This window comes from Streptomyces sp. NPDC085931 (assembly GCF_044540565.1).
Taxonomy (GTDB): Bacteria; Actinomycetota; Actinomycetes; order Streptomycetales; family Streptomycetaceae; genus Streptomyces.
The window spans coordinates 1-15,689 of the sequence record NZ_JBITSK010000028.1; the positions used below are offsets into that span (position 1 = coordinate 1).

The following is a 15,689-nucleotide window of genomic DNA, read 5'->3' on the forward strand; positions in this document are numbered from 1 at the left end:
CTTTGTACTCACCCTCTCGGGCTTTCCTCCGGGCGCTTCCCTTCGGTCTTGCGTTTCCGACTCTATCAGATCTTTTCTCGACCCGATTTCCTCGGTGCTTTCCAGGTTTTCGCTTTCGCGTTTCCCTTTCCGGCGGTTCCGACTCTATCAGATCCTTTCGGGCCTGATTCCCGGTCAGCGGGATTCGTCTTCGCGGCTGTTGGGCCGTTCCGACGAGTGAGACTTTAGCGGATTCCCCGGCTCCCGAGCCAATCGGGGGCCGCGTCCTTTCGAACGGGGATTCCTCATTCCGCGAATACGCACGCCAATGAAACGACGACAGGGCTACTGCGTCGAGTAGTGGTTGGTACCTGCGGATTGGCTGCCCGGGGACCGACCGGAGTCGGCGCTCACGTCGGGCAACTCGGAGAACCCTACGGAGCGGGTCCAGGCGTGTCAACTCTCGGGTGCCGAGGGCTCCGGGGGCGTACGGTGGAGGGCATGACGACGCGTACGTGCAGCCAGTTCTGGTGGGCCGCCTGACGGCGGCCGTCCTCACGTATGCACTCAACGGCCGCCGCTTCGGCGGCCGTTCGTGTTTCTCCCTCCTGGATCACCGAGGGGCGGCCGCCCGGGGCGGTGGTCACGACCAGGAGGTGGAGAAGAGATGACACGGGTCTTCAGCGGGATCAAGCCGACCGGGCATCTGACGCTGGGGAACTACCTGGGGGCCATGCGGCGGTGGGCCGAGGTCGATCAGCACGCGGCCGACGCCCTGTTCTGCGTCGTGGATCTGCACGCGCTGACCGTGGACCACGATCCCGCGGGGGTGCGGCGGCTCAGCCGGCAGGCGGCGACGCTGTTGCTGGCGTCCGGGCTGGATCCCGAACGGTGCACGGTGTTCGTGCAGAGTCATGTGGACGAGCACGCGCGGTTGTCGTACGTGCTGGAGTGCGTGGCCACCGACGGCGAGATGCGGCGGATGATCCAGTACAAGGAGAAGGCCGCGCGGGAGCGGCGGCGGGGTGGGAGTGTGCGGCTGTCGCTGCTGACGTATCCCGTGCTGATGGCGGCGGACATCCTGGCGTACGGGGCCGGTGAGGTGCCGGTGGGGGACGATCAGCGGCAGCACGTGGAGCTGGCGCGTGATCTGGCCGTGCGGTTCAACCAGCGGTACGGGCACACGTTCGTGGTGCCGCGGGCCACGCGGCCCGGGGTCGCCGCGCGGGTGATGAACCTGCAGGAGCCGACGTCGAAGATGGGCAAGAGCGACGACGTCGGGCCGGGGATCGTCTATCTGCTGGACGAGCCGGACGTGGTGCGGAGGAAGGTCATGCGGGCGGTGACCGACAGCGGGCGGGAGGTCGTGTACGACCGGGAGGCCCGGCCGGGGCTGGCCAATCTGCTGGAGATCCTCGCGGCGTGCACGGGTGGGGATCCGGAGCTGTTGAGCGGTGCGTACACGTCGTACGGGGACCTGAAGAAGGACACCGCGGAGGCCGTGGTCGAGGTGCTCCGGCCCTTGCGGGAGAGGCACAGGGAGTTGTGTACGGATCCCGCTTATGTGGAGGGGGTGCTGCGGGACGGGGCCGAGCGGGCCCGGGGGATGGCGCGGCCGACGGTGGATGCCGCGTACCGGGCGATCGGGCTGCTGCCCGCGGTGACCGAGGGGGCCGGTGTCCGAGCGGGGGTGGCCGGGGTGACCGGGTGAGGTGACCGGGCGGTGGGGGCGGCCGTGCGGGGCCGCCCCTTGCCGGTGGTCAGCTGTTGTTGCCGGTGGCCAGGGCGCGGCTGCGGTCCCGGGCGGCTTCGAGGGCCGCGATGAGGGCGGCCCGCACGCCGTGGTTCTCCAGTTCGCGGATGGCGTTGATCGTCGTGCCGGCGGGGGAGGTGACGTTCTCGCGGAGCTTGACCGGGTGTTCGCCGCTGTCGCGGAGCATCGTCGCGGCGCCGATGGCCGACTGGACGATGAGGTCGTGGGCCTTGTCGCGGGGCAGGCCGAGGAGGATGCCGGCGTCGGTCATGGCCTCGACCAGGTAGAAGAAGTAGGCCGGTCCCGATCCGGAGAGGGCGGTGCAGGCGTCCTGCTGGGACTCGGGGACGCGGAGCGTCTTGCCGACGGCGCCGAAGATCTCCTCGGTGTGGGCGAGGTGGTCGGCGGTGGCGTGGGTGCCGGCGGAGATGACGGACATGGCCTCGTCGACCAGGGCGGGGGTGTTCGTCATGACGCGGACGACCGGGGTGCCGGGGGCCAGGCGTTCCTCGAAGTAGGCCGTGGGAATGCCGGCGGCGCCGCTGATGACCAGGCGGTCGACGGGCACGTGGGGGGCGAGTTCGTCGAGGAGGGTGCCCATGTCCTGCGGCTTGACCGTGAGGATGAGGGTGTCGGCGGTCTTGGCGGCCTCGGCGTTGGTGACCGGGGTGACGCCGTAGCGGGTGCGGAGTTCCTCCGCCCGTTCCCGGCGGCGGGCGGTGACCAGGAGGTCGGCCGGGGTCCAGCCGGCGCGGATCATTCCGCTGAGCAGGGCTTCGCCGATCTTGCCGGTGCCGAGGACTGCGACTTTCTGGGTCATGGCGCGGGGTGCCTCCGAAGGGTGCGTCGTCCGGGGTCCATCCTCGCACCGGGGGGTGGGGGGCGGCTCGGGTGTCCGCTGGGCGGGATGCGGGCGGGGGCTATGCCGTCCGGCGTCTGAGGGTGGCCGCGCCCAGGGCCAGGACGAGCAGAGCGCAGCCGGCGACGATCAGGACGTCGCGGACGAAGGCGGCCGTCATGTCGGTGTGGTGGAGGACCTCGTTCATGCCGTCGACGGCGTAGGACATGGGCAGGACGTCGGAGAGGGTCTCCAGGACCGGGTGCATGTCGTCGCGCGGGGTGAACAGGCCGCAGAGCAGGAGCTGGGGGAAGATCACCGCCGGCATGAACTGGACCGCCTGGAATTCCGAGGCCGCGAAGGCCGAGACGAAGAGGCCGAGGGCCGTGCCGAGGAGGGCGTCGAGCAGCGCCACCAGCAGGAGGAGCCAGGGGCTGCCGGTGACGTCGAGGCCGAGGAGCCAGAGCGCGAGGCCCGTGGCCAGGGCGGACTGGATGATCGCGAGGGTGCCGAAGGCGAGGGCGTAGCCGGCGATCAGGTCGCCTTTGCCGAGGGGCAGGGCGAGGAGGCGTTCCAGGGTGCCCGAGGTGCGTTCGCGCAGGGTGGCTATGGAGGTCACCAGGAACATCGTGATCAGCGGGAAGATCCCGAGGAGGGAGGCGCCGATGCTGTCGAAGGTGCGGGGGCTGCCGTCGAAGACGTAGCGGAGCAGGAGCAGCATCACGCAGGGGATGAGGATCAGCAGCGCGATGGTGCGGGGGTCGTGGCTGAGCTGGCGCAGGACCCGGGCCGCGGTGGCGGTGGTGCGGGACGCGCTCAGGGCCCGGGGGCGGGTGGGGGTGGGCGCGGAGGGCGCGGAGGGGGTGGAGGGGGTGGAGGGGGCGGGTGTGGTGCCGGTGGGCGTGGCGCCGGCGGGCGTGGGGTTCATCGGGTCGTCTCCTTGGTGCGGGCGGCGGCCTTGGCCTCGTCGACCAGGTGGAGGAAGGCGTCCTCGACCGTTCCGGCTCCGGTGCGGGTGCGCAGGGCGTCGGGGGTGTCGTCGGCCAGGACCTCCCCCTCGCGCATGAGGAGGAGGCGGTGGCACCGCTCGGCCTCGTCCATGACGTGCGAGGAGACCAGGAGGGTCGCGCCGCGGCTGGTCGCGATGTCGTGGAAGAGGGCCCACAGGTCGCGGCGCAGGACCGGGTCGAGGCCGACGGTGGGTTCGTCGAGGACCATCAGTTCGGGGGCGCCGAGGAGGGCGACGGCCAGGGAGACGCGGTTGCGCTGGCCGCCGGAGAGGTTGCCGGCCAGGGCGTCGGCGTGGGTGGTGAGGTCGACGTCGGCGATGGCCCGGGTGACGTGCTCGTGGCGGCGGTCGGCCGCGGGGCGGCCGGGGTCGAGGATCGCGGCGAAGTAGTCGAGGTTCTGCCGGACGGTCAGGTCGTCGTAGACGGAGGGTGCCTGGGTGACGTAGCCGATGCGGGTGCGCAGGGTGGGGTGGCCTGCGGGGTGGCCGAGGACGTCGAGGGTGCCGGTGACGTTGGCCTGGGTGCCGACGATCGCGCGCATGAGGGTGGACTTGCCGCAGCCGGAGGGTCCGAGCAGGCCGGTGATGCGGCCTCGGGGGACGGTGAAGGCGAGGTCGCGCAGGACGGTGCGGGAGCCGCGGGTGACGGTGAGGTTCCGGGCGTGGACGGCGGGTTCCTGGTGGGGGGCGGGGTGGGGCGGTGGACCGGGAGCATTATTCATCATGTGATGAATAATGCTCTCGGGGGTGGGGGGCGTCAAGGGTGGGGTGGCAGGCCGGGGGGCGGGGGTGGCGGGCCGGGAGGTCGGGGGTTGCGGACCGGGGGCCGGGTGGTGGACCGGCGGGCCGGGGTGGCGGGGCAGCGGTGTCAGGTCGTGGGAGATGTGGCGAGCAGGAGGATCGCCTCGTAGACCTCTTCCACGTGGCCGTCCGGGAAGGTACTGAGCAGGTGCTCGCGTTCCGCGGCGAGGAAGGACGCGGTGTGTTCCTCGCCGTGGACGAGGAAGACCGAGTGGCTGCCGATGTTGGCCAGGTGTGTGGTGGGGCGATTGGCCGCGTACTGGGCTGCGGCGGCGTTGAAGGAGTGTGGAGCGTCGCGCGGTTTGCGGTGTCGCCTCGGGGTCGCGTGGCTCCCGGCCAGGCGGTCGTCAGGCGCGGCGTTTCCTCGACGGGTTGCCCGAGCGGCGGGTCGTGCGCTTCTCGTACTGCCGGCGGGCCGACTCGTACTCGGCGCGGTGGAGCTTCTCGCCGGGGGCCTCGGTGAGGGAGCGGAGGAAGTAGGCGAGGAGGGAGCCGACGAAGCCGATGGAGAGCAGGCCGCGGAGGGAGGCCTGGCGGTCGGGGTCGGGGCGGCTCGTGAAGCCGTCCCAGGTGTGGCGGAAGGCCATCGCGCTGCAGACCGCGAACATGACGATCATGAGGAGCGAGACGAAGCCGCCGATCGCGGCGATCTGCAGGCCCTGGTAGGCGAGGCGGAGGACGAGACAGGAGGCGACGGCGGCGGCGAGGGAGCCGGCGGCCACGGCGACGCGGCGGGCGGTGTAGCCGCTGTCGTGGTTCAGCCAGGTCGTGCCGAAGAACCGGAGGGGTTGGGGGTGGGGGCCGTCGGGGCTGGCGCCCTGGGGGCGGGGGCCCTTGGGGCTCGGGGTGCCGGTCTCTGCGCTCACGGCTCGATTATGGCTCGGGGCCGTTTCGGCGGGTGCCTGCGGCGGCCGCGGCCTGTGCGGGTGGGTGGGGTGCGCGGCTTCGCGTGCGCGGCGGTGGTGGGGCGGGGGGGGGCCGGGGGGGGGGGGGGGGGGGGGGGGGGGGGGGGGGGGGGGGGGGGGGGGGGGGGGGGGGGGGCCGCGCGGGGGGGTGTCCGTCCTCGGAACGGCGCGATGGACCTCGTCACCGACTCACTGGCGTCGACGCGCCAACCGCTGCGGGCGGACACCCCCCGACACGGCCCCTTACGCCGTCCGGCGAGTGCGGCATTCATCCCCGAACAGGCCCGACGCCTCTCCGCGTGATGGCGGGTGCGGCGGACACCCGGACACCTCACGCCCCTTCCGCGCGACCGCCAGTGCGGCGGACATCCGCAGATGCGGCCCAGCCCTTCCGCGCGACCGCCGGTGCGGCCGACACCCGCGGACGCGGCCCGTGCCTTGCGCGGGTCGGGCGGGGCGGGTGGGGCTTTGTCGCTGCCCGGTGGCACGGCGCTCTGGGTGAGCGCGCCGTGGCCCGCGGTGGGGGCGGGCCACGGCGGTCCCGTCGGATCAGGAGCAGCGGGGCCGGATGTAGCCGTCGCTGCCCGTGTTCACGTAGGCGTCCGAGACGTACTGGCCGCTGGCGATGTTGTCCCAGATGTTCGTCGTGCCGTACGGGCCCGTGACCCAGGTGCCGGGTGACTGGCAGTTGATGGCGACCCGGGATCCCGCGGGCAGGACCTTGACGATCGGGTAGCCCGTGCCGGGGCCGCTGCGGACGTTGAGGCTGACGCCGGGTGCGGTCGGATACGTCGTGACCGCCGCGGCCAGTGTGGTGACCTGCGGCATGGCGGCGCCGGTCGGCTCCTCGGGCTGTTCGGTGCGCTCGATCTCGACAGGCTCGACTGACATGGTGTACCTCCCCCGTTGACCCCATGGCTGCCATGGGGTCCCGTTGATTCCCCGGAGTCACGCCCTCAAACATCTGTGCGCAAACAACCGTCGGAGGCGGGCAAGCCGCCTCTGTCCGGCAGGAGTCATCGACTAGGCTCCGTGCGTCGCGCGGGCGGACGAACAGCACGGGGGTGGTCCCATGGCGTCACAGCGGAACGCCGGAGCGGGCCCGGAAGCGGAACTTCCTGAATACGCCGGTCACTACCGGCTGGAGTCCTGTCTGGGCTCGGGCGGCATGGGTGTGGTGCACCTGGCCCGCAGCACCTCGGGGATGAAGCTCGCCGTGAAGGTCGTGCATGCGGAGTTCGCCAAGGACCCCGAGTTCAGGGGCCGTTTCCGGCAGGAGGTGGCGGCGGCCCGGCGGGTCAGCGGGGCCTTCACCGCGCCGGTCGTCGACGCCGATCCGGAGGCCGGGCGGCCCTGGATGGCCACGCTGTTCATCCCGGGTCCCACCCTCGCCCAGGAGGTGAAGCGGAACGGGCCGCTGGCGCCCGCCCAGTTGCGCCGGCTGATGGCCGGGCTCGCGGAGGCCCTGCGGGACATCCACCGGGTCGGGGTCGTGCACCGGGATCTGAAGCCGAGCAACGTGCTGCTCGCCGAGGACGGGCCGAAGGTCATCGACTTCGGCATCTCGCGGCCCGCCGACAGCGAGTTGCGGACCGAGACCGGCAAGCTCATCGGTACGCCGCCCTTCATGGCGCCCGAGCAGTTCCGGCGCCCGAGGGAAGTCGGGCCCGCCGCCGACGTGTTCGCCCTCGGGTCCGTCATGGTGCACGCGGCGACCGGGCGCGGGCCGTTCGACTCCGACAGCCCGTACGTCGTCGCCTACCAGGTGGTGCACGACGAACCCGAACTCACCGGCGTGCCAGAGGAGTTGGCGCCGCTCGTGCTGCGGTGCCTGGCCAAGGAGCCCGAGGACCGGCCCTCGCCCGACGCGTTGATGCGGGAACTGCGCTCGGTGGCGGCCTCGTACGACACCCAGGCCTTCGTGCCGCGCCGGGCCGCGGAGGAGGAAGAAGGGACGGAGCGGGCCGGGCACGAGGTGGCGGAAGCCGCGCCCGTCCCGGAGGCCTCCGCGGAGGGCGAGCCGGCCCGGCGGCGATTCGGCAGGCGGGGGGCCGTGGTCGCCGGGGCCGTGGGGCTGGCCCTGGCCGGGGCGCTGGCGTCGGTGTCCCTGGCCGGGGGCGGCGGTCCGGGGCCGGAGGTCGCCTCACCGCGCACCACCGCTGCCGCCTTCACCGGGTGGGTGGCCGGGCCGGTGGGCCGAAGCGGCGTGCCGCAGTGCTCCTACGCGGCGGGCGCGCTGCTCTGCGCCCGGGACGGAGTGGTCTACGCCCTCGATCCCATGGACGGGCGGCTGCGGTGGCGGCACGCGCTGGAAGGCACCGCCGCCAGTGGGCCACCGGCCGGTCCGCCCGCCGTGTCGGGCCGGCTGGTGCTCGGCGGGCTCGGGCAGGGGCGCGGGCTGACCGCGCTCGAGGTCGCCTCGGGTGAGGTGGCCCGGCGTACGGAGCTGCCCGCCCACGGGGGGCTGCGGGCGGTGGGCGGCACGGTGCTGCTCACGGCGTCCGACGGCACGGTCAGCGGCGTGGACGGGGCCACCGGTGACGTGCGGTGGAGTCACCGCGTCGCGGGCCATGAGGTGCCCTACTTCGTCTCGTTCGCCGGGGATCCGCTCGCCTACGCGGCGGATGTGGCCGCCGACGGCACCCGCACCCGGGTCACGGCGGTGGATCCGCGGTCGGGCGACGTGCGGTGGCGGGCGGACCTCGACGGGAGCCTGGAACCCGTCGGGACGGCCGACGGGGCGGTCGTCTTCGTCGCGGCCGACGCGGCCACGCAGGAGACGCGGGCCGTGGTGCGCTACGACCCCCGCGGCCGCGAGAGCGTGCGGGTGCCGCTGCGGGTGCCGCTGCAACAGGCCGCGGGCAGTGTGCGCGGGAACGTCGTGCACCTCATGGCGGCGGGCGGGGCGCTGGTCGCCGTCGACCTGGCGGCGCGCGAGCAGCTGTGGAGTCTGCAGACGGGGGTCGTGCGGGGGTCGAGGCCGGTCGCCGACGGCCGGCATGTGTACGTCACCGCGCCCGACGGGCGGCTGCTCGGCGTGGACGCGCGGCGCGGGAAGCTCCTCGGGCAGACGCCGCCCCGGCTGGGCGCGCAGTCGGACCGGGTGCCGGCCGCCCTTCCCGAGCCGGTGGTGGTGGGCGGCCGGGTCTACGGCAGCGCCCCGGACGGGACGGTCTTCGCCGTGAGCGGGCGCGACCCGGCCGGCTGGTAGGCGGCATGCGCGGGGGCCGCCCCCGGTGAAGGGGAGCGGCCCTCACGGTGAAGCTCAGCCCAGCTTCGACACGTCCCGGACCGCGCCCTTGTCCGCGCTGGTCGCCATCGCCGCGTAGGCGCGCAGCGCGGCGGAGACCTTGCGGTCGCGGTTCTTGGGGGCGTACCGGCCGTTCAGGGCCTGCTCGCGGCGGGCCAGTTCGGCGTCGTCGACCAGCAGCTCGATCGAGCGGTTCGGGATGTCGATGCGGATGCGGTCGCCGTCCTCGACCAGGGCGATGGTGCCGCCCGCGGCCGCCTCCGGGGAGGCGTGCCCGATGGACAGGCCCGAAGTGCCGCCGGAGAAGCGGCCGTCGGTGACGAGCGCGCAGGTCTTCCCCAGGCCGCGGCCCTTCAGGTACGAGGTCGGGTAGAGCATCTCCTGCATGCCGGGGCCGCCCTTGGGTCCCTCGTAGCGGATGACGACCACGTCGCCGTCCTTGACCTGCTGGGTCAGGATCTTCTGGACGGCCTCCTCCTGGGACTCGCAGACGACCGCCGGGCCCTCGAAGGTCCAGATGGACTCGTCGACGCCGGCCGTCTTCACGACGCAGCCGTCCACGGCCAGGTTGCCCTTGAGGACCGCGAGGCCGCCGTCCTTGGAGTAGGCGTGCTCGGCGGAGCGGATGCAGCCGCCCTCGGCGTCCTCGTCCAGGGTCTCCCAGCGCTCGGACTGGGAGAAGGCCTCGGCGGAGCGGACGCAGCCGGGGGCCGCGTGCCACAGCTCGACAGCCTCCGGGGACGGGGAGCCGCCGCGCACGTCCCAGGTCTTCAGCCAGTCGGCGAGGGAGGGGCTGTGGACGGAGTGCACGTCCTCGTTGAGCAGGCCCGCGCGGTGCAGCTCGCCCAGCAGGGCGGGGATGCCGCCGGCGCGGTGCACGTCCTCCATGTAGTACGTGCGGTCCTTGGCCACGTTCGGGGCCACCTTGGCCAGGCACGGCACGCGGCGGGAGACCTCGTTGATCTCCTCCAGGCCGAAGGGGACGCCCGCCTCCTGGGCGGCGGCCAGCAGGTGCAGGATCGTGTTGGTGGAGCCGCCCATGGCGATGTCGAGGGCCATGGCGTTCTCGAAGGCCGCGAAGGACGCCACGCTGCGCGGCAGGACCGTGTCGTCGTCCTGCTCGTAGTAGCGGCGGGTGATGTCCATGACGGTCCGGGCCGCGTTGACGTAGAGCTGCTTGCGGGCCGTGTGCGTGGCGAGGACCGAGCCGTTGCCCGGCAGGGACAGGCCGATGGCCTCGGTCAGGCAGTTCATCGAGTTGGCGGTGAACATGCCGGAACAGGAGCCGCAGGTCGGGCAGGCGTTCTCCTCGATGCGGAGGATGTCCTCGTCGGAGATCTTGTCGTTGACCGCGTCGGAGATCGCGTCGACCAGGTCGAGCGTGCGGACCGTTCCGTCGACGAGGGTGGCGCGGCCGGACTCCATCGGGCCGCCGGAGACGAACACCGTGGGGATGTTCAGCCGCAGGGCGGCGTTGAGCATGCCCGGGGTGATCTTGTCGCAGTTGGAGATGCAGATCAGGGCGTCGGCGCAGTGGGCCTCGACCATGTACTCCACGCTGTCCGCGATCAGGTCGCGGGAGGGCAGGGAGTAGAGCATGCCGCCGTGACCCATCGCGATGCCGTCGTCCACGGCGATGGTGTTGAACTCGCGCGGGATGCCGCCGGCCTCGATCACCGCCTCGCTGACGATCCGGCCGACCGGCGCCAGGTGCGTGTGGCCGGGGACGAACTCCGTGAAGCTGTTGGCGACCGCGATGATCGGCTTGCGGCCGATGTCCGCACCCGGTACACCGGAGGCGCGCATCAGGGCGCGGGCGCCCGCCATGTTGCGGCCGTGGGTGACTGTGCGGGACCTCAGCTCGGGCATCGTCGCTCGCTCCTTCAGAGACTGCGTCAGAGGATTCGGAGATTTCTGACTGCTGTCGAGCGTACGCCGGTCATCCAGAGGGCGGGACGCAGTGTCCGGAATGCGGGATGCCCGTCTCGTCGGCGGCCCTCGCCCGGGCTAGGGACCGGTCAGGTGTTCCTGGACGACGGGGGCCAGCCGGGCGATGATCTGCTCCGGCTCCGCCGAGGCCAGCGGCTCGACCTTGATGACGTAGCGCAGGATCGCCGTGCCCACGAGCTGGGCGGCGGCCAGCTCGGCGCGCAGCTCCGCGTCGGGCAGGTCCAGGCGTCCGGCGATGCGGCGCAGGACCTGGGTGGCGACGATCCGGCGGAAGACGGCGGCCGCGGTGTCGTTGGTCAGGGCCGAGCGGACGATGGCGAGCAGCGGTGCGCGGGTCCCCGGGTTCTCCCAGACGCCGAAGAAGAACCGGGCCAGCCGCTCCCCCACCCCGTCGAGCGGGCCCTCCTCGATGGCCCGCGGGGCCTGCAGGGCGGGTCCGAAGGACTGGGTGATCGCGGCCTCGAAGACCTGTTCCTTGGTGCCGAAGTAGTGGTGCACGAGGGCCGGGTCGACCCCGGCGGTCTTGGCGATGCCGCGCACGGACGTCTTCTCGTAGCCGCGCTCGGAGAACTCGTCGCGGGCGGCGGTGAGGATGCGGTCGCGGGTGTCGGCGGACTCCGTGCGCGGGGGGCGGCCGCGGCGGCGGGCCGCAGGTCCGGGTCCGGCCGGGGGCCGGTCGGTCATCGGCGCGGCACCTTCGCGGCCGAGGCCAGGTGGAGCCGGGTGAAGGCCAGGGCCTCGGCCAGGTCGGCCTCGCGCTCCGCGCTCGACATGGCGCGGCGGGTGTTGACCTCGATGACGACATGGCCGTCGAAGCCGGTCAGGGCGAGCCGCTCCAGCACCTCGGCGCAGGGCTGGGTGCCGCGGCCGGGCACCAGGTGCTCGTCCTTGGCGGAGCCGCGGCCGTCGGCGAGGTGGACGTGGCCGAGGCGGTCGCCCATGCGGTCGACCATGGCCAGGGCGTCGGAGCGGGCCGTCGCGGTGTGGCTGAGGTCGATCGTGAAGTGGCGGTAGTCGTCCTTGGTGACGTCCCAGTCGGGGGCGTAGGCGAGCATCTCGCGGTCGCGGTAGCGCCAGGGGTACATGTTCTCGACGGCGAACCGTACGTCCGTCTCGTTCGCCATGCGCCAGATGCCGGTGACGAAGTCCCGGGCGTACTGGCGCTGCCAGCGGAACGGGGGGTGGACCACGACCGTGGACGCGTCCAGCTTCTCGGCCGCCGCCCGGGCCCGCTGGAGCTTGGTCCACGGGTCGGTGGACCACACGCGCTGCGTGATGAGCAGGCAGGGGGCGTGCACGGCCAGGATCGGGATGCGGTGGTAGTCGCTCAGTCTGCGCAGGGCCTCGATGTCCTGGCTGACCGGGTCGGTCCAGACCATGACCTCGACTCCGTCGTAACCGAGGCGCGCGGCGATCTCGAAGGCCGTGGCCGTCGACTCCGGGTAGACCGAGGCCGTCGACAGGGCGACCTTCGCGTCCGGGATCTTCACGGCTGGCTCTGCCATGCAGGACAGGTTACGGGGTGGGGTGGGCAGGTCGTGGGGTGTCCGTTCGCCGTTGTGGTGATTGCCACGTGCAGGGGCCGCCCGGCGCGGGGCGCCTACGCGGACTCCATGTGATCGAGCCGGCGCAGGATGACGCCCTCGCGGAGCGCCCAGGGGCAGATCTCCACCCGCTCCACGCCGAACAGGTCCATCGCGGCCTCGGCCACCAGGGCACCGGCCAGCAGCTGGCCCGCCCTGCCCTCCGAGACACCGGGGAGTCCGGCCCGTTCCCGCTCGGTCATGCCGGCCAGCTTCGGCACCCAGCTCTCCACCGACTCCCGCTTCAGTTCCCGCTGCACGTACGGACCGTCGGCGGAGCGGGCCGCGCCGGCTATGCGGGCCAGCTGCTTGAAGGTCTTGGACGTGGCGACGACGTGGTCGGGGGCGCCCAGGCGGCTGAACTCGCCGACGGTGCGGGCGATCTCGGTGCGGACGTGGCGGCGCAGGGCCCGGACGTCCTCGGCGGCGGGCGGGTCGCCGGGCAGCCAGCCGGCGGTGAGGCGGCCGGCGCCCAGCGGCAGGGAGGCCGCCGCGTCGGGCTCCTCGTCCATGCCGTAGGCGACCTCCAGGGAGCCGCCGCCGATGTCCAGGACCAGCAGCTTCCCGGCCGACCAGCCGAACCAGCGGCGGGCCGCGAGGAAGGTGAGGCGCGCCTCCTCCTCGCCGGTGAGGACCTGGAGCTCGACGCCGGTCTCGGCGCGCACGCGCGCGAGGACCTCGTCGGCGTTGCGGGCCTCCCGCACGGCGGAGGTGGCGAACGGGAGCATCTCCTCGACGCCCTTGTCCTCGGCGGCCTGGAGCGCCCCGTGGACGACCGAGACCAGCCGGTCGACACCGGCCGGGCCGATCGCGCCGTCGCCGTCGAGGAGCTGGGCGAGGCGCAGTTCCGCCTTGTGCGAGTGCGCCGGCAGCGGGCACGCGCCGGGGTGCGCGTCCACCACGAGCAGATGCACCGTGTTCGAACCCACGTCGAGGACACCGAGTCTCATGTACGGAACGCTACTGCCAGCAGGGCCGTCCGCCGTCCTCGGTGCGGGGATGCGGCCCGTACCCTGGAGGCGTGCCAAAGACGAAAAAGGCCAAGCGCGACAAATCACCGGGCGTCGCGGTGTCCGACGAGCAGGGGCTCGACTTCGCTCGCGCGTGGGTGGAGTTTCCCGATCCGGCGGACGACGAGCAGGTGTTCCGCTGCGATCTGACATGGCTGACCTCTCGCTGGAACTGCATCTTCGGCAGCGGCTGCCAGGGCATCCAGGCCGGCCGCGCGGACGACGGGTGCTGCACGTTGGGTGCCCACTTCTCCGACGAGGACGACGAGCAACGCGTGGCCGGGCATGTGGCCAGGCTCACGCCGGACATCTGGCAGCACCACGCCGAGGGCACGGCCAACGGCTGGGTCTCCGAGGACGAGGACGGCGAGCGGCAGACGAGGCCCTTCCAGGGCTCCTGCATCTTCCAGAACCGGCCCGGCTTCCCGGGCGGCATGGGCTGCTCGCTGCACATCCTGGCCCTCAAGGAGGGCCGCGAGCCGCTGGAGACCAAGCCGGACGTGTGCTGGCAGCTGCCGGTGCGCCGGACGTACGAGTGGATCGACCGGCCCGACGACACGCGCGTGCTGCAGGTGTCGATCGGTGAGTACGACCGCCGCGGCTGGGGCCCGGGCGGGCACGACCTGCACTGGTGGTGCACCTCGGCGACCTCGGCGCACGGCGCGGGCGAGCCCGTCTACGTCTCCTACCGGCCCGAGCTGATCGAGCTGATGGGCAAGGCCGGCTACGACCGGCTGGTCGAGCTGTGCGAGGCGCGCCTGGCCTCGCAGCTGCCGCTCCTCGCGCCGCATCCCGCGGACCCGGCGGGCTGAGCGGCCGGGGCCTACGACGTGGCCGGGCTCGGGTCCCCGCCGTCCGGGGGCGGCGGCGTCGAGCCCGCCGGATCGGTGGGTGACGGGTCGGTCGGGGTGGGCGTGGGATCCGGGTCGGGCGACGGGGGAGGGGTGGTCGGCGTCGGGTCCGGGGCGGAGGTCGTGGGCGTCGGGTCGGGCCGGGTGGAGGGCGGTCCGGCCGGGCCGCCGGGGCGCGGGCCGGGGCCGGAGGGGCTGGGCGCGCTGCCGTAGCCCTCGATGTGGACGACGGCCCCGACGGGGGCGACCGCCACCTGCGCGTGCCAGGGGCCGGCGGGCTCCCGCAGGTGGTCCACGTACACCTTGATCGTCAGCGTCTCGCCGGGCCGGAGCGTTCCCGAGGACTGGCTGAGGTAGAGCCAGCCGGCTCCCGTGGTGGCGGACCAGCGGACCGGGGCCCGCCCGGTGGCGGTGAGGGTGACGAGGGTGGTGTCGCCGCTGCTGTCCGCCGAGACCTCCAGGGTGGCCGCGCGGCCGGCGCCGGCGACGCCGATGACCTCGACGGAGACGTCGGCCTTGCCGTCCTTGCCGAAGCGGGGGCCGGGACGGGTGCCGGCGTTGCCGGTGTTCTCGTAGCCGCCGCCCGCCATCTCGCCGTCCAGGGCGAACGGGTCGTCCGCCTCGCGCGCGGAGGCCGAGCGGCCGTCGTGGCCCTCGCCGATCGGGGTGCCCCGGTAGGCGGCCCACAGGGCGAGCACGGGGGCGGCGACGACGGTGGCGACGACGGTCGTGGTCACGGCACGCGCGCGGAGCCGGTCGCGGCGGGCGGCGTGGTCCTTGGGGTCCATCGGGAAGCCGCGCCGGTCGAAGCGCGGCGCGGCGCTGCGCGCACGCGGGTGGTGGGCCATGGCGACGTGCAGGGCCGCGCGGGGCGCCGGCAGGACGGGCAGTTCGGCGGGGGTGACGCTGGTGCCGGGCCAGCGGCCGGGGATGGCGCGCTCGGCGGCGCGGCGGCAGCGCGGGCAGTCGTCGACGTGGCGCACGAGCTCGCGGCGCAGGGCCGTGCCGAGCACGAGCCGGTCGTCGCCGACGAGGTGCGCGACGCTCGGGCACGCCCCGGTCTCGACGACGGCGAGGGCCGCGCGCGTGCGTTCCACCTCGCAGGCGGCGGAGGCGAGCAGGTCGCGGGCGGCAGCGGCGTCCATGCCGAGGACGGCGGCGACCTCGTGGGCGGCGAGGTGGTGGCGCACGGCCAGTTCGAGCGCCTCGCGCTGCTCCGGGGTGGTGCCGGCGGCCTCCGGCCAGGCCAGCAGGGCCAGTTCGCGACGGCGCCGCTCGCGGACCTCCTCCGAGAGGGCCGGGGCGGCCGGCCGGTCGGCGCGCTGCCGGTCGGCGCGGCCCGCCGCGTGGCTGCTCTGACGTTTCTGCTTGGCCTCGGCCAGCTTGCGCAGGCACGCCCAGCGGGCCAGCGCGTAGAGCCAGGCCCGGCGGTCCGCGGGCGCGTCGGGGACGTGCCGGCCGCGGCGTTCGGCGAGGGCGAGGACGTCGCCGAGGGCGGCGGTCGCGGCGTCGTGGTCGCACAGCACGGACAGGCAGTAGGTGAACAGGCCGTCCAGGTACGGCTCGTAGCGCGCGGGCGGCCGCTGCGCCAGCGTGCGCGCCGCCGCGCGGTCACGCGCTTCCCGGTGCGCCCGATGCGCGCCGGCCGTGCGGGTCGAGCGGGTCGAGGTCTCCGGAGAACTGCTCATCATTCGGCGACCGTAGGCGGCCGGGAGGGGCGCCTTCCGACGGCTTGAGCACTTTTAATCCGTACGGGTGAA

The 15,689-nt window shown here is 73.5% G+C and carries 13 protein-coding genes and 1 pseudogene; 3 read left to right on the plus strand and 11 right to left on the minus strand.

From position 1 onward, the window contains the following. The first annotated feature begins 646 nt into the window (after positions 1-646). Positions 647-1,690, plus strand: a complete 1,044-nt coding sequence (trpS, locus tag ACIGAN_RS35270; RefSeq protein ID WP_399863615.1) for a tryptophan--tRNA ligase — start codon at positions 647-649, stop codon at positions 1,688-1,690. A gap of 49 nt (positions 1,691-1,739) precedes the next feature. On the opposite strand, the gene proC is transcribed toward trpS, so the two are convergent. The 6 genes and pseudogenes from proC to ACIGAN_RS35300 all read right to left on the minus strand — a co-directional run bounded on the left by proC (position 1,740) and on the right by ACIGAN_RS35300 (position 6,176). Then, positions 1,740-2,552 (minus strand): pyrroline-5-carboxylate reductase, encoded by an 813-nt coding sequence (gene proC, locus ACIGAN_RS35275; protein WP_365091429.1) that lies wholly within the window; start codon positions 2,550-2,552, stop codon positions 1,740-1,742. Positions 2,553-2,652: 100 nt separating this feature from the next. After that, complete coding sequence (locus ACIGAN_RS35280; protein WP_399863617.1) at positions 2,653-3,498, minus strand: ABC transporter permease; 846 nt, start codon at positions 3,496-3,498, stop codon at positions 2,653-2,655. Further along, on the minus strand, positions 3,495-4,304 hold the full coding sequence (locus ACIGAN_RS35285; protein ID WP_365742209.1) for an ABC transporter ATP-binding protein: 810 nt from the start codon (positions 4,302-4,304) through the stop codon (positions 3,495-3,497). Before ACIGAN_RS35285 ends, ACIGAN_RS35280 begins: the two co-directional genes overlap by 4 nt. Before the next feature lie 143 nt (positions 4,305-4,447). Then, positions 4,448-4,618, minus strand: a pseudogene (locus ACIGAN_RS35290) (SAM-dependent methyltransferase); the annotation flags it as partial. Between the two features lie 109 nt (positions 4,619-4,727). Beyond that, positions 4,728-5,246 (minus strand): EamA/RhaT family transporter, encoded by a 519-nt coding sequence (locus ACIGAN_RS35295; RefSeq protein ID WP_399863619.1) that lies wholly within the window; start codon positions 5,244-5,246, stop codon positions 4,728-4,730. A 588-nt stretch (positions 5,247-5,834) separates the two neighbouring features. Continuing rightward, complete coding sequence (locus ACIGAN_RS35300) at positions 5,835-6,176, minus strand: SH3 domain-containing protein (RefSeq protein ID WP_365742205.1); 342 nt, start codon at positions 6,174-6,176, stop codon at positions 5,835-5,837. 181 nt (positions 6,177-6,357) lie between these two features. Here ACIGAN_RS35300 and ACIGAN_RS35305 point away from each other — a divergent pair, with 181 nt between their 5' ends. Continuing rightward, the gene (locus ACIGAN_RS35305; RefSeq protein WP_399863621.1) at positions 6,358-8,496 is read left to right on the plus strand and encodes a serine/threonine-protein kinase; all 2,139 of its coding nucleotides are present in this window, start codon (positions 6,358-6,360) and stop codon (positions 8,494-8,496) included. A gap of 54 nt (positions 8,497-8,550) precedes the next feature. Here ACIGAN_RS35305 and ilvD read toward each other — a convergent pair whose 3' ends face one another. From ilvD to ACIGAN_RS35325, 4 genes are all read right to left on the minus strand, one after another. Continuing rightward, entirely contained in the window at positions 8,551-10,404 is a 1,854-nt protein-coding gene (ilvD, locus tag ACIGAN_RS35310; protein ID WP_399863623.1) for a dihydroxy-acid dehydratase, read from the minus strand. 138 nt (positions 10,405-10,542) lie between these two features. Continuing rightward, positions 10,543-11,169, minus strand: coding sequence for a TetR/AcrR family transcriptional regulator (locus ACIGAN_RS35315; RefSeq protein WP_365091450.1), 627 nt, complete (start codon positions 11,167-11,169; stop codon positions 10,543-10,545). Beyond that, positions 11,166-11,990 (minus strand): sugar phosphate isomerase/epimerase family protein, encoded by an 825-nt coding sequence (locus ACIGAN_RS35320; RefSeq protein WP_309096665.1) that lies wholly within the window; start codon positions 11,988-11,990, stop codon positions 11,166-11,168. Before ACIGAN_RS35320 ends, ACIGAN_RS35315 begins: the two co-directional genes overlap by 4 nt. A 95-nt stretch (positions 11,991-12,085) precedes the next feature. Beyond that, positions 12,086-13,018 (minus strand): Ppx/GppA phosphatase family protein, encoded by a 933-nt coding sequence (locus ACIGAN_RS35325; protein WP_365742200.1) that lies wholly within the window; start codon positions 13,016-13,018, stop codon positions 12,086-12,088. Between the two features lie 71 nt (positions 13,019-13,089). On the opposite strand from ACIGAN_RS35325, the gene ACIGAN_RS35330 reads away from it, so the two are divergent. Further along, a complete protein-coding gene (locus ACIGAN_RS35330) occupies positions 13,090-13,890 on the plus strand; it encodes a hypothetical protein (RefSeq protein ID WP_365091457.1) in 801 nt (266 codons plus the stop codon). An 11-nt stretch (positions 13,891-13,901) separates the two neighbouring features. On the opposite strand, the gene ACIGAN_RS35335 is transcribed toward ACIGAN_RS35330, so the two are convergent. Next, the gene (locus tag ACIGAN_RS35335) at positions 13,902-15,620 is read right to left on the minus strand and encodes a BACON domain-containing protein (protein ID WP_399863626.1); all 1,719 of its coding nucleotides are present in this window, start codon (positions 15,618-15,620) and stop codon (positions 13,902-13,904) included. Positions 15,621-15,689: the final 69 nt, after the last annotated feature.